The organism is Streptomyces sp. NPDC034086, from assembly GCF_055575515.1.
In genome coordinates this window covers 149,633-163,154 of the sequence record NZ_JBVISM010000014.1, presented here as the reverse complement: position 1 = coordinate 163,154, position 13,522 = coordinate 149,633, and the positions used below count along the sequence as shown (strand labels likewise).

The following is a 13,522-nucleotide window of genomic DNA, read 5'->3' as shown; positions in this document are numbered from 1 at the left end:
GACGCAAGTTGACGGCGCCCTGACATGCGATTGGTTGACGGGCGTCGGAGACCTGGAAGAGACTTCTTATAACTCAGGCGGACTGCCTATCGCATTCCCAACTCCGTCGATGACCGTTCGGAAATTGCCGCTGTCTTGCTGACGAGGAGAACCACCCATGCGTTTCAATCTCATCGGACCCTTTGAGATCGTCACGGACGACGGCAGGGCCTACCGCCCGGGAACGCCCAAGGTCTGCCAGACGTTGGCCCTGCTGCTCACGAGACCCAACGAAATCGTGACGGCCGACGCGCTCATACGGGAACTGTGGGGCGAGAAACCGCCGCGCAGCGCCGTGACGACGCTGCAGACGTACATCTACCACGCACGCCGGATGTTCGCGAACGAACGGCTGGTACCGGCGGACCGGCCTCTGATCATCACCAGCCCGCCCGGTTATGCGATCCGCGTCGACGATTCCGAGACGGACATCCGGATATTCGAGGGGCTCGTCTCCCAGGCGCGCGGCGAACTCGCCCAGGGCGATCCGCTCACCGCGCTGCGGACCGTCCGCGAGGCGCTCGACCTCTGGCGCGGGCCCGCCCTGTCGAACTTCCCCGCGGGCGACCTGCTCGCCGGCCACATCGTGCACCTGGAGGAGCTGCGCATCCGGGCCTTCGAGATCCGCATCGCCTGCGAGGAACAGCTCGGCTGGCACCGCGAGTCCATCCCGGAGCTGCGGAAGCTGATCAACCAGTACCCGCTCAACGAGTGGTTCCACAGCCAGCTCATCGGCGCCCTCGGCGCCGCCGGCCGGCGCGCGGAAGCCCTCCAGGCCTACCAGGACGTACGCCGGCTGCTCGCCGACGAACTGGGCCTGGAACCCTCCCTGGAGCTCAAGCAGCTCCAGGCCCGCCTGCTCAGCCCCGTCCCGCAGGCCTCGCCCCCCGCCCCCCGGGTCCCCGCCGAGGACGGCGCCGCCGGCCGGCCGCGCGCGGCCGCCCCCTCGGGCGCCTGACCCCCCCCGCAAACCCGAGAGTCCCGGTACGGCCTGTGGGCCGTACCGGGACTCTTCCGTGCCGCGCGGGTCACGCCCCCGCGCGGGTCACGCCCGCTCGTTCACCTCGGCGAGGGAGCGCAGGATCGCCGTCTGCTTGGCGTCCCGCTCCCGCACGTGCTCCTCGTACGTCTTCGAACCGTACGCGGCCTCCGCCTGCTCGATGAGCGAGCGTATGGTCTCGTCGTCCATCGGCGGACGGCCGAGCCCCTCCCAGCCGCGCTCCAGGTTGGAGCCGAGCGTGCCCAGCCACTTGCGCAGGCCGCCCTGGCCACCGCCCAGGTGGAAGGCCAGGAACGGCCCCACGGTGGCCCAGCGCAGCCCGATGGAGTGGGTGACCACCTGGTCGAGCTCCTCCAGCGTGACCACGCCCTCGCGCACCAGGTGCACCGACTCGCGCAGCAGCGCCGACTGGAGCCGGTTCGCGGCGAACGCCATGATCGGCTTGTGCAGGACGACCGGCTTGCGGCTCACCGACGTGAAGAAGGCGACGGCCTCCTCCACCGCCCGGGCGGAGGTGCGCTCGCCGGCCACGACCTCCACCAGCGGCACCACGTGCGGCGGGTTGAAGGGGTGACCCACGACCAGCCGGCTGGAGTCGGCCATCCGGGCGCCCATGTCGTCCGGGTTCAGGGTGGAGGTGGACGACAGCAGCAGCGCGGAGGCCGGGGCCGCCTTGCCGATCCGCTCGTACAGCTCCTGCTTCAGCTCCAGGTTCTCCGGAGCGTTCTCGACGATGACGTCGGCGTCCGCCACCGCCCGTTCCAGGTCCGGCTCGAAGCTGAGCCGCTCGGCGAAGCCGGCCGGGTCCGCGCTGCCCTCCGGCAGGTACGGACCGAACAGCTCCAGGCCCTCGGCCACGATCCGCGGCGCGTCCTCGCGCCGGCTGTTGACCCGTACGTTGAGCCCGTGGCCCAGGAACAGGGCGATCCAGCCCAGCCCGATCGTGCCCGCGCCGATGACCGTGACGACGCGCTTGTCCTGGCTCACGCGCCCGCCCCCAGCTTCGGGATGACCCGTTCGGCCATCAGCCGCATCGTGGTGGCCGCGTCCTCGAAGGACAGGTGGCCCGAGTGCACGCCGAGGCTGATGGTGATGTCGTCACCGAACCACTCGGAGATCTGCTCGAGCTGTGCCCGTACCTGGTCGGGGGCGCCGATGAGCAGCTTCTGCTGCTCCATCTTGCTCTCGAAGTGGGAGGTCCGGGTGGCCTCCACCAGCTTCTCGTAGCCCGGGTAGGCCTCGGAGCGGGTGGTGCCCCACGACGCGACGGCGTCCCGGATCGCCGCCGAGTTGCGGTCGTCGTCGAGACGGCCCTTGGCGCGGGCCTCCTCGCCGTCCTCGGAGACCACGCACGGGTAGCTGAAGTGGATCTGCTCGGTGCCCGCCGCACGGCCGGAGGCGGCCCATTCCGCCCGGTAGAGCGCCAGCCGGCTCTGCAGCTCCTCGGTGGACATGACGTTCGGCACGGTCTGGAGGTTGTGGCCGTTGCGGCCCGCCTCGGCACAGGACTCGGCGCTGCGCGCGGTGGTCACGAACACCGGCGGGTGCGGGGCCTGCACCGGCCGCGGCAGCAGCGTGACCGGGCCGAACTGGTGGAACCGGCCGTCGAAGACCACGTCCTCCTCGGTCCACAGCCGCGTGATGGCCTCGACGCCCTCGACGAAACGGTCCTTCGACTCGTCGATGTCGATGCCGAACGCCTTGAACTCGTCCGGCAGGAAGGCCCGCCCGAACGCGGCGTCGACGCGCCCGTTCGAGATGTTGTCCAGCATCGCCAGCTTGCCGGCCAGCTTCACCGGGTGCTGGAAGGCCGGAATGGTGGCGCTGGTCCCCAGCCGCACGCGCTTGGTGCGGCCCGCCGCGGCGGCGAGGAAGGTGACCGGGTCGGGGCTGTAGCCGCCGTACGAGAAGAAGTAGTGCTCCACCATCTTCACGTGGTCGAAGCCCAGCTCCTCCGCGAGGTCGACGAGGCGCAGCGCCTCGTCGAAGTACTGCTGGGCGGACTTGTCGGCAGGGCCGACCGTGGGGAAGAAGACGATCCCGAATTTCACGAAAGCTCCTCAGCCTCGTCAGTCGCGGCCGGAGCCGTCGTGGTGGAGGTCCCGCTCGGCGACCTTCCAGGTGCCGTCGACGAGGACCAGGCGGTCGTGGCACACGACACTGGCGAAGATGTCGAGCTCGCCGCCGGTCCTCGTGCGCATCGCCAGCGCGTAACTGCGGGCGTGCAGAGAGCCGTCCGCCTGCGGGCGCACGTCGAGCATCCCCAGCCAGTGCCGGAAGTCGATCTTGTCGGCCTCGAGCCGCTTCTTGCGGGCCCGGGAGGACTCCCGGATGGCGGCGCGGCCGCGCAGGGGCTCGTCCAGACGGCTCGCCTCCTGGAAGACGGCGTCCTCGGTGAACGTCTCCGCCCACGCATCGGGGAAGCCGTCGTCGAGGAGACCCATTTGCCGGGCGTAGAACTGCTGCACCTGCGTGTAGAGCTCGGCGGAGACGAAGGGCTCCGCCGCGGTGCGCGGGGTGCTGGGGGTGGAGTCGCTCATACGAGCTGCCTTTCCTGGATCAGCCGGCGTGCCGGCATCGCTTGCGTCGTCGTCTGGGTCAGGGGGCGCCGAGCCCGGCGGTGGAGGACAACAGCCGCGACCCGTAGGCGCCGGCGGCCGGATCGAACCGCAGCGCCACATGGCTCGCGAGGCTGTGCACGTCGCGCCAGATCCGCTGCATGGGGTGGGCGGCGAGCTGGCCGGAGCTGCCGGACGCGCGCAGCAGCCGCTCGACGACCTCCACCGACTGCTCGACGGCGTACGCGCAGTCGGCCGGGTTGCGCACCAGCTCGAGCGCCGTCGCCGTGGGAGCGTCGGCGACGCGGGCGGCGCGCTCCAGCAGCAGCTCGGCGGCATCGACGGCGATCACCGCGCGGGAAGCGGCCGTACGGAGCCCGAGCGCCTCCTCCTCCGCGCCCGTACGGGAGTCCTCGGCCCACACGCGCAGGGCGGCGCGGGCCGCGCCGAGCGCGGGGGCGCCGAAGAGCAGCCCGCTCAGCAGGCGCAGCGGGGCGGTGTGGCAGCGGGCGTCCGAACCGACGCTCCGGCCCTCGATCATGTCCTGCCGGGTGAAGCCCCGGTGGGCCGGCACGAACACGTTGTCGGCCACCAGGGTGTTGCTGCCGGTGCCGCGCATGCCGATCGAGGTCCAGGTGTCGGCCACCCGGTACTCCTGGCGGGGCAGCGCGAAGAACCACGGAACCTGAGCGCCGTCCCGCGGCACCAGCGCGCACACCAGGGCCCAGTCGGAGAAGCCGACCCCGCTCGTGAAGTCCCACTCCCCGGACACCCGCCAGCCGCCGGTGACCGCGGTGGCCGTGCCGCGCGGCATCAGCGCGCCCACCACGGCGGTGTCCGCGCCCTTGGCCCACAGCTCCCGCTGCCCCTCCTCCGGGAGGAAGGCGCCCATCCGGCCGGCACCGGCGATGACCGAGGCGCACCAGGCGGCCGAGGTACAGCCCTGCGCGAGGGCGGAGACGGCGTGCAGCAGCTCGGTCGCGGTGCCGTCCCGGCCGCCCCAGCGGGCCGGCACGAAATGCCCGGCGAAGCCGGCGTCGACGATCCCGTCCGACACGGTGCGCGACAGCGCGCGATCGGCGTCGGCCCGCTCCGCGTACCGGACGGCCACGGAAGCCAACTCCTGTGCTCTGACATGCAGATCCGTGTCCGATGACGGGAAGCTCGGCATCAGTACCACTTTCCTCGCTCGTTCGTGGCGGCGCGCCATCCGGTGGCGACGGAGTCACCCTGGCGGCGGCGGATCCAGCGCCGCTGGAAAGGCGCTCGACGGCGGAGGCGGCGGACACCGGCCCGGCCCGCCTCGACCCGTCCTCGACCGGCTCCCGGCAGCCTGGGCGGCCGCGGGCCCGTGCGGCCACGAAGCCGAGACGACATGAGGTGGCGAGCAGTGAAGGGAATCATCCTGGCCGGAGGCAGCGGAACCCGGCTGCACCCCATCACCCTGGGGGTGTCCAAGCAACTGCTGCCCGTCTACGACAAGCCGATGATCTACTACCCGCTGTCGGTGCTGATGCTCGCAGGCATCCGCGACATCCTGATCATCTCGTCCCCCCGCGACCTGCCGCAGTTCCGCACGGTCCTCGGCGACGGCAGCGCGCTCGGCCTCACCCTCTCCTACGCCGAGCAGGAGCAGCCGCGCGGCCTCGCGGAGGCCTTCACCATCGGCGCGGACCACATCGGGGACGACTCCGTCGCCCTGGTCCTCGGCGACAACATCTTCCACGGCCCCGGCTTCGCCCGGCTGCTCCAGCAGTACATGCCGCACACCGAGGGCGCCCTGCTGTTCGGCTACCCGGTGCGCGACCCCGAGCGGTACGGAGTGGGCGAGGCCGACGAGGAAGGGCGCCTGATCTCCCTGGAGGAGAAGCCGGCCGAGCCCCGCTCCAACCGGGCCATCACGGGCCTGTACTTCTACGACAACGACGTGGTCTCCATCGCGCGCGCCCTGAAGCCCTCGCCCCGCGGCGAGCTGGAGATCACCGACGTCAACCTGGAGTACCTGGCCCGCGGCAAGGCCGGCCTGGTGGACCTCGGCCGCGGCTTCACCTGGCTGGACACCGGCACCCACGACTCACTGCTCGACGCGGGGCAGTACATCCAGACCCTGGAGCGCCGCCAGGGCATGCGCATCGCCTGCATCGAGGAAGTCGCCCTGCGCATGGGCTTCATCGACCCCGAGCAGTGCCACCGGCTCGGGACCCTCCTCGGCAAGTCCGGGTACGGGCGCTACGTCATGGAGGTCGCCGACTCGCTGCGCGACACCCCGCCCGAGAGGCGCTCCGGCTCGCTGGCCCGGGCCTGAGACGCGGCCGGCCCGAGACACGGCCGGGGCCCGGCGGACGGTCGTCGTCCACCGGGCCCCGGCCGTCCGCGCGGAGCGGTCAGCCCTCGTACGGACGCGCCTCGCGGCCGTCCCGCAGGGTGAGGCCCCACCAGGCCAGCTGGTCCAGGAGCACGGTGGCGGCCTTCGAGCTGCCGTCCTCGTCGTGCGGCCGGCCGTCCTCGCCGAACCGCTCCCACGCGTTGTGGAAGCTCACGGTGTCCCGCATGGTGACGGCGTGCAGCTCGGCGAAGACCTGCCGCAGCTGCTCCACGGCACGCAGGCCGCCCGCCATGCCGCCGTACGAGACGAAGCCGACCGGCTTGGCGCGCCAGCCGCTGTACACGTAGTCGACGGCCAGCTTCAGCGAGGCCGGGTAACCGTGGTTGTACTCCGGCGTGATGACGACGTACGCGTCGAGCCCCTCGATCCGGGAGGCCAGCGCGGGGGCCTCCCCGGGGGTGCCCAGCGGGTCGAGGTTCAGCTTCAGCTCCTCGACGAGCGCCGGCTCCGACAGGTCGATGACGTGGATCTCCATGTCATCGCGGCGGCCGGCCTCGGCGACGAACCAGTCCGTGACCTTGTCGGCGAAGCGGCCGGTGCGGACGCTGCCGACCAGAACGCCCACCTTGAGCGGGTTGCCGGACATCGTGGTACCTCATTTCGACAGGGAATGCGTCGGGAAGGGTGGTGCGGGGCGCCGCGGCCCGGGCCCCGTGCGGTGCGGCGCGTCGTGGCCCGGGGCCCGCGTCAGAACGTAGAACCTCAAGCCGACTCGAGGTCAAGCCGGTTCCGGCAGGAGCGGTCAGGCAGCCCCGTCACGCCGCAGGGTCCGTTCGGCGACCCGCCACCGGCCGTCCTCCTCGACCAGGCGGTCGCGGCACACCACGCTCGCCGTGATCCGCAGCTCCTCACCGCGCACCGTGCGCGCGGTCAGCACGTACGCGCGCGCGTGCAGGCTGCCGTCCGGCTGCGGGCGCACGTCGAGCATGCCGAGCCAGTGGCGCAGGTCGGTCTTCTCCCGGAGGAGCTTCTCGGCGTGCGCCCGGGCCGAGTCGGCACGCCCCGCCCGGCTGCTGACCGAGGGCGGGAAGACCGCGTCCTCGGTGAACGTGGCGGCCCACTCCTCGGCGCGCCCCTCGTCCATCATCGCCATCTGGCCGGCGTAGAACTGCTGGATCCGCGTGTACAGCTCCGCGGAGACGTAGTCCTCTCCGGCGGGTGACCCGGTCATGGGTTCGGTGCTCATCGGGACGCTTCCTCACAGGGGCGAACGCCGCCGCGGATGCCCCGCACGGCGGCTCGGCGGCATGGGTGTCCCACGGTCGCCGGTACCGCTGGAGACACGCTCGACCGGCGTACGACCGCCCCGCGCGGGCGGCCGCCGGGGCCGCCGCCCGCCCTCAGCCCGTCACCTCCCGCAGCCAGCCGTCCACGGTGTCCGCGACGGCGGCCGCGTCCGCGCCCAGCAGCGAGAAGTGGTCGCCGTCCACCTCCGCGAGGTGGTCCGCGTACTCCCAGCCGTCCGCGGCCGAGGCCGCGGACGCCGAGGCGCGCACCAGCAGCGTGGGCGCCGCCGCCGGTTCGGGCGTCCAGTCGGCGAACAGCCGCAGGTGGCCGCCCATCGCGAGCAGGCGCGCGTCGTCGGGCGGCCCCAGCGGGCCGTCCGCGTCCAGCAGACGGGCCGCCAGCACCGCCAGTCCGTGCCGGTTCCCGCCCCGCGCGTACGTGTCGAGGAGCACCACCGCCGCCGCCTCACGGCCGATCTCCAGCAGTTCCCGGGCCACCGCGTGCGCGACCCACCCGCCGCAGGAGTGCCCCAGCAGCACCGGCCGTGCCGTACCGGCCGCCTCGGCCACCGCCTCCGCCTGGGCCCGTACCAGCGCCTGCCGGCCGCGCGGCAGCACCGCGTCACCCGCGAAGCCCGGATGCGCGAGCACCGTCAGACCCCGCCGCCCGTCCAGGGCCGCCGCGAGCCCGAGGAACTCGTGCGGGCCCGAGGCCGCGCCCAGCGAGGGGAACGCGAACAGTCCCGCCGTCCCCTCCCGCCCGGACGCCAGCCGCGCCGGAGCCGGCCAGCGCTCCACCCCGGACCGGGAGTCGTAGCCGGGCAGCAGCTCGGCCGCCGCCATCAGCAGCGCCGTGCCCTCGGCGGTACGGCCCTGCGCGTGCGCCCCGCGCAGCAGCCCCGCCAGCGTGCCCCCGGCGGCGGCCCCGGCTTCGGCTTCGGGGGCGGCCCCGGCTTCGGCGGCCGGCTCGGGCCCGCCCACCGCCGGGCCCCGCTCCGCGAGCAGCGCCGCGAGCCGCTCGCGCGGCGAAAACCCGCCGCCCGCCCACCGGTTGGCGGCCCGGCGCGGACGCTCGGCGACCAGGTTCCGCAGCAGCGCCGGCACAGGAGCCGCGGCGGCGCCCATCGGGCCCTCCTCGGGGCGGGCGGCGACCAGGGTCAGGCTCCGCGCGAGCACGTGCCCCAGCAGGCCGGGGCCGTCCCCGGCCGGGGACGCGAGCCCCGCCGGGAAACCCCCGGCGTCGGCGCCCCAGCCCAGTACGGCGGCGGGCAGCCCGGCCGCGCGGCGGCGGGCGGCCAGAGCGGTGAGGAACGAGCCCAGCGCCGCGGCGTCCTCCGGACCGCCCGCGCCCAGCGCCGCCCCCACGGTGGTGACGAACGCCAGCGCGGCCGGGTGCCCCTCCAGGGCGAGCGCGGCATCGACCGAAGCCTCCAGCGGGGGCCCGTCCGGACCCGTCAGGTGCACGATCGCGGCCGCCTCCCCGCCGGGTCCGGCCGGCCGCACGCCGTGCGCCTCCACCAGGTGGCGGGCGCACTCCTCGGCACGCGCCCCCTCGACGGCGCCGCTGAGCCGGACCGTCCCCGGCACGCCGGCGTCCGTCCCGGGCACCACGGCCCCGGCCCGTATTAGGCGCCGCGCGTACGCGACGCCGTCGCGCAGGGCCAGGTCGGGCTCGCCGCCGACCAGCGCCCGCAGCAGGGCCTTGCGGCTCGCGTCGCCGCCGTCCACGTCCACCAGCACGATGCGGCCCGCTCCCGCGCCGCCGAGCCATGCCTGCACCGAGCGCACGAAGCCGCGTACCGCCGCCCCGGCGAGATCGGCGACGCCCTCCCCGGGCAGCACCTCCTCGGCCCTGTCCGTGACCACGGCCAGCACCGAACCGGCCAGCCGCTCCTCGGCGAGCCAGGCACCGATCAGCTCCCGCACCTCGTCCACCGCCGCCGCCACGCCCCGGCCGCCGCATTCCGCGCCGGCGGGCCGCGCGGCGCGGGCCAGCACCAGTTCCGGCAGCGGGCTCCCGTCCGCCGCCGCGGCCAGCAGGGCGGGCAGCCCGCCGTACGCGGGCGTCCCGTCGCCGTCCGGCAGCGGGGACCGGCCGTCGCCGCCGTCCGGCGGGGCGGATTCGCCGTGGCCGCCGTCCGGCGCGCCGAGCAGCGCCCGGCGCGGCCCCGCGCCCACCGGCTCGGGCGCCTCGGCCGCCCGCTCCCACACCACCGCCAGCGGGGTGACGGGCCGTCCGGGCCGCCCGCCCGGCGCCTCGGACAGGGTGACGGTCGCCGCGGCCACCGGCCCGCCCTCCGCGTCGGCCAGTTCCAGCGCCACCACCCCGGCCGCGCCGCGTACGGCACGCACCCGCAGGGAGGCGGCCCCGGTCGCGTACAGGGCCGTACCGCTCCAGGCCCGCGCCGCCAGCGGGTTCCCCGCCGCGGCCGCCACGGGGTGCAGCGCCGCCTCCAGCAGCGCGGGGTGCAGGGCGTACGGCCGCCCGTGCAGCCCGGCCGGCAGTGCGACCTCCGCGAGGAACTCCTCGCCCCGCCGCCAGGCCCGCTCCACCGCCGGGTGCGCCTCGGCCCCCTCCAGCCGCTCGGCGTCCCGCGGCGGCCAGGGGGCCGGGCCGAAGGACGGCGTCCGGCCCGGGGCCAGCACGGCCGTCAGGTGCCGTACCCACGGCTCCCGCGCGTCGGTGTCCTCGGCCCGCGAGGTCACCGTCAGCCGCCGCCGGCCCGCCCCGTCGGGGGCCTCCGCCAGCAGCTGGAGCAGGACGCCGCCCCGCTCGGGCAGGGTCAGGGCCGCCTCCGCGGCGGCCTGCTCGACCTCCGGGGCACCGACCGCGCCGCCCACCGCCAGCGCGGCCTCCACGAGCGCCTCCGCCGGGACACCCCCGGACGCGGCGAACTCGGGGTGGCTGTCCGCGCGGACGCGGCCCGTGAACAGGACGGCTGACGCCCCGGGCAGGTCCAGGCGGAACGCGGCCAGCGGATGCCCCGTCGCCGTCATCCCGCAGGCGGCGGCCGCGCCCGAGCCGGCCGCGCCCGCGCCGGGCGGGTCCGCGGGCCGGAACGTCCCCCGGCCCCCGGCCGGCGCCGGCCGCGTCCGGACGGACCCCGCGGCGGGGGACTGCGCCGCCCGGGCGGCGGGGCCGTCGCCCGGCCGGCGGCGGCCGCGCGGGAAGGCGTACGTGGGCAGGCCGTACAGCGGTGGCCCGGGCGGGAGTCCGAGCGGCAGCCGGCCGAGGGCGCCGTGGGCGTACAGGCTCGCCGTCGCCGTCAGCAGGGCCCGGGGCTCGTCGCCCCGGCGGCAGAGGGCCGGCACCACGACGGCGGAGCCCCGGCCGGTGAGGCAGGACCGGGCCATGGCGGTGAGGGCGCCGTCGGGCCCCAGCTCCAGAACGGCGCCGGCGCCCTCGGCCTCCAGGGCGCGGACGGCGTCGTGGAAACGGACGGTCTCGCGGGCGTGGCGGACCCAGTAGTCCGGGTGCGCGACCTCCTCGGTGACGATCCCGCCGGTGAGCGCGGACACGAAGGCGGTCCGGGGCCGCCGGAAGTCCAGACCGGCGATGGCCCGCCGGAACTCGTCCAGCACCGGGTCCATCAGCGGCGAGTGGAAGGCGTGGCTGACCCGCAGCGCCTTGGACTTGACGTCCCGTTCGGCGAGCCGCCCGACGACGGTGCGGACCGCTTCGCGCGTGCCGGAGACGACGACGTCCCGGGGCCCGTTGACGGCCGCGACGGCCGTCCCCGGGACCAGCAGCGGGGCGACCTCCTCCTCTCCCGTCCGGACGCAGACCATGGTCCCGTCCCCGGGCAGGGCCTCCATCAGCCGCCCGCGCGCGGTGACGAGCGCGGCCGCGTCCTCCAGGGACAGCACCCCGGACACGTGCGCGGCGGCGACCTCGCCGACGGAGTGCCCGCCGACGAACTTCGGTACGACCCCCCAGGACTCGACGAGCCGGTAGAGCGCGACCTCGACGGCGAACAGGGCGGGCTGCGCGGTCCCGGTCCGGGTCAGGGCGTCGGCGTCGTCACCGAAGACGGCCCGCCCGACCCCGCCGCCGAGCGCCGCGCACACCTCGTCGAAGGCGGCCGCGAAGACCGGGAAGGCCCGGTACAGCCCGAGGCCCATCCCGGGCCGCTGGCCGCCCTGGCCGGAGAAGAGGACGGCCAGGTCCCGCCGTTCCTTCGCCGTCCCCCGGACCAGGCCCGCGGCCCGGTGGTCCCGGGCGAGGGCGTCCAGCCCCCGCGCCAGCTCCTCCCGGTCCGCGGCGACGACCACCGCCCGGTGCTCGAACGCCGTACGCGTGGTGGCGAGCGCCCGGCTGAGCGCCCCCGGCCGCGCGTCCGGGTGCTCGGCGAGCCAGCTCCGCAGCCGCCGGGCCTGGGCGCGCAGGTCCTCCGCGGTGGCGCCGGAGACGGTGTACGGCAGAGGGTGCGCGGGCGCGTCGGCATCCTCGGGCCCGTCGGGCCCGTCGGCCGGGGCGCCGCGCGGTGCCTCCTCCAGGACGACGTGACAGTTGCATCCCGCGACGAGCCGCCGGTCGGGCCCCGGGCCCGGCGCCGGCGCGCCGCGGTCGCGGCCGAGGTCCAGCAGCGTCCCGATCAGGTCCGTGATGCCCAGCGCGCCGTACGGCTCGACGCACCGGACCCCGAGCGGGTCGACGCCGGCCGCCTCGCAGGCCCGCCGCAGCGCGTCCTCGCGGCCGTCGCGGTCCTCCCGGCTCCGGGGGCCGGGTGCGGCCGGTGCCGCGCCCCCGGCGTCGTCGACGGCGCTGCCCGCGATGACGCCGAGCACCCGGTCGCCGTCGGCCAGGGCCCGGGCGAGGGGCTTGAGGACGAGGACACCGCCGCCCTCGCCGCGTACGGGCCCGCGGGCCCCGGACCCCGCGTGAGCGCTGCCGGCGACCGGTTCGGGTCCGAGCCCGCCGACCAGGGCGGTGCCGGCCTCCCCGCCGCGCAGGCTCTCGCAGGCCAGGTGCACGGCCGCGAGGGAGGAGGAACGGCCGGTGTACACGGTGACGCTCGGGCCGGTCAGGCCCAGCAGCTCGCCGGTGCGGCGGCCGATCGTCTCCGGGCCGTGCTGGTACGAGGGGGCGGTGTGCTCGTCGCGCACGGCGCCGACGAACACGCCGACGCGTTCGCCCCGCAGCGACCCCGGCACGATCCCCGCGTGCTCGAGGGCCTCCCAGCACAGCTCCAGCACCAGCCGCCGGCGCGGACCCATCGACGCGGCCTCACGCGGGGAGATCCCGAAGAAGGCGGGGTCGAACGCGTCGGCACCGTCGTCCGGCGACCGCCGCGCGGTGCCCGGCTCCGGGGCCCGAGGGAGGCGGCAGGACAGGCCGACGACGGCGATCCGGTCGTCGGCGGGCACGGCAGCGTCCGGGAGGGGACCACGCGTGTCTTCAGCCATCGTCTTCTTCTCACCCATCCGTCCTGCCACGAGGTGATGCGGGAGAGATGCTGCTCACAGCGGGTGGAGGCGGACTCAAGAACGGCTGAATCCGGCCGTGGCGGGCACGGAGCCCGGACGGGGACTCGAGGAGCGCTCGGAGCGCGGGGGAGTGCGGCCCGTCAGGCGACCGGTCCGCCCGCGTTGTGGAGCAGCCGCTGGAGCACCTTCACCGTGGTGACGTAGTCCGCGTCGTCGATGCCCTCGTGGAGGGCGGCGCGGATCGCGGGGGCGTTCGCCGCGAGCTCGACCCGGGCCCGTTCCCCCTCCTCGGTGAGCCACAGCCGCTGTCCGGCGTCCCGGGTCAGCCAGCCGCGCTCGAGGAGCACCTCGGCCTCCGCGGCCAGATCGTCCTCGGGCCGGATGTAGGAGGCCATGGCCGTGCGCAGTTCCGCCAGGGTCATCCCCTCCCCGTCGGGGGAGATGTCGTTCGCCGACAGGTTGCGCAGGAGCCAGAACTGGGGCTGGGTGTAGCCCTTCTCGGCCTGCCGGGCCCGGGTGAACGCGATGAGCGCCTCGTAGGCCATACCGGTCCAGTACGCGGCGGGCTGCCCGGCGAGTTCGGCGTCGGTCATCTGCTGGGTCGTCATGGGGGCCTCCTGGACGTTCCGGTGCGGAGCCCGCACACCGTGCGGGCCGTGCGGCGAACGTACGACCTCAAGCGCGGTTGAGGGCAAGCCCGCAGATGTGGCACCGCCCTCGGCCTACGCCGTCTCTTCCGGATCTTGTCTGACCCGCGTCGTCCGGCACCGCACCTCGCCGCGTTGTCGAGGCACCCGAGGACGTCCGGTCATCGGGAGCCTCTCCGCCTTGCGACGCACGGCACCGGACGACGCGGGCTTGACCGGCAAGATCCGAAAGAGACGGC

Annotated in this window: 10 protein-coding genes; 2 read left to right on the top strand and 8 right to left on the bottom strand. The window is 75.3% G+C overall.

The window, feature by feature from the left end; all coding sequences use genetic code 11:
- The first annotated feature begins 157 nt into the window (after positions 1-157).
- Positions 158-997 (top strand): AfsR/SARP family transcriptional regulator, encoded by an 840-nt coding sequence (locus ACZ514_RS26425; RefSeq protein WP_468175457.1) that lies wholly within the window; start codon positions 158-160, stop codon positions 995-997.
- Positions 998-1,084: 87 nt separating this feature from the next.
- Here the strand turns inward: ACZ514_RS26425 and ACZ514_RS26420 are convergent, their stop codons facing one another.
- From ACZ514_RS26420 to ACZ514_RS26405, 4 genes are read right to left on the bottom strand one after another with little or no spacing between them, the layout of a single operon-like run.
- Positions 1,085-2,026, bottom strand: coding sequence for a 3-hydroxyacyl-CoA dehydrogenase NAD-binding domain-containing protein (locus tag ACZ514_RS26420; RefSeq protein WP_468175454.1), 942 nt, complete (start codon positions 2,024-2,026; stop codon positions 1,085-1,087).
- Positions 2,023-3,090, bottom strand: a complete 1,068-nt coding sequence (locus tag ACZ514_RS26415) for an LLM class flavin-dependent oxidoreductase (RefSeq protein ID WP_468699796.1) — start codon at positions 3,088-3,090, stop codon at positions 2,023-2,025. Before ACZ514_RS26415 ends, ACZ514_RS26420 begins: the two co-directional genes overlap by 4 nt.
- Positions 3,091-3,108: 18 nt before the next feature.
- Entirely contained in the window at positions 3,109-3,579 is a 471-nt protein-coding gene (locus tag ACZ514_RS26410) for a nuclear transport factor 2 family protein (RefSeq protein WP_468175447.1), read from the bottom strand.
- A gap of 58 nt (positions 3,580-3,637) precedes the next feature.
- Complete coding sequence (locus ACZ514_RS26405) at positions 3,638-4,708, bottom strand: acyl-CoA dehydrogenase family protein (RefSeq protein ID WP_468175444.1); 1,071 nt, start codon at positions 4,706-4,708, stop codon at positions 3,638-3,640.
- Positions 4,709-4,987: 279 nt separating this feature from the next.
- Here ACZ514_RS26405 and rfbA point away from each other — a divergent pair, with 279 nt between their 5' ends.
- Complete coding sequence (gene rfbA, locus ACZ514_RS26400; protein WP_468175441.1) at positions 4,988-5,902, top strand: glucose-1-phosphate thymidylyltransferase RfbA; 915 nt, start codon at positions 4,988-4,990, stop codon at positions 5,900-5,902.
- Between the two features lie 79 nt (positions 5,903-5,981).
- Here the strand turns inward: rfbA and ACZ514_RS26395 are convergent, their stop codons facing one another.
- The 4 genes from ACZ514_RS26395 to ACZ514_RS26380 all read right to left on the bottom strand — a co-directional run bounded on the left by ACZ514_RS26395 (position 5,982) and on the right by ACZ514_RS26380 (position 13,244).
- Positions 5,982-6,569 (bottom strand): NADPH-dependent FMN reductase, encoded by a 588-nt coding sequence (locus ACZ514_RS26395; RefSeq protein ID WP_468175438.1) that lies wholly within the window; start codon positions 6,567-6,569, stop codon positions 5,982-5,984.
- 156 nt (positions 6,570-6,725) lie between these two features.
- The gene (locus ACZ514_RS26390; RefSeq protein ID WP_468699794.1) at positions 6,726-7,169 is read right to left on the bottom strand and encodes a nuclear transport factor 2 family protein; all 444 of its coding nucleotides are present in this window, start codon (positions 7,167-7,169) and stop codon (positions 6,726-6,728) included.
- A 154-nt stretch (positions 7,170-7,323) separates the two neighbouring features.
- Positions 7,324-12,615, bottom strand: a complete 5,292-nt coding sequence (locus ACZ514_RS26385) for an acyltransferase domain-containing protein (protein ID WP_469125838.1) — start codon at positions 12,613-12,615, stop codon at positions 7,324-7,326.
- Positions 12,616-12,776: 161 nt separating this feature from the next.
- Positions 12,777-13,244: a MarR family transcriptional regulator gene (locus tag ACZ514_RS26380; RefSeq protein WP_469125837.1), complete on the bottom strand. Its 468-nt coding sequence runs from the start codon at positions 13,242-13,244 to the stop codon at positions 12,777-12,779.
- Positions 13,245-13,522 lie beyond the last annotated feature (278 nt).

Excerpts from the sequence above, each read along its gene's own strand:
- ACZ514_RS26410 (WP_468175447.1), bottom strand. The coding sequence starts at position 3,579 with ATGAGCGACTCCACCCCCAGCACCCCGCGCACCGCGGCGGAGCCCTTC.
- ACZ514_RS26425 (WP_468175457.1), top strand. The coding sequence starts at position 158 with ATGCGTTTCAATCTCATCGGACCCTTTGAGATCGTCACGGACGACGGC.
- ACZ514_RS26390 (WP_468699794.1), bottom strand. The coding sequence starts at position 7,169 with ATGAGCACCGAACCCATGACCGGGTCACCCGCCGGAGAGGACTACGTC.
- ACZ514_RS26380 (WP_469125837.1), bottom strand. The coding sequence starts at position 13,244 with ATGACGACCCAGCAGATGACCGACGCCGAACTCGCCGGGCAGCCCGCC.
- ACZ514_RS26395 (WP_468175438.1), bottom strand. The coding sequence starts at position 6,569 with ATGTCCGGCAACCCGCTCAAGGTGGGCGTTCTGGTCGGCAGCGTCCGC.
- ACZ514_RS26385 (WP_469125838.1), bottom strand. The coding sequence starts at position 12,615 with ATGGCTGAAGACACGCGTGGTCCCCTCCCGGACGCTGCCGTGCCCGCC.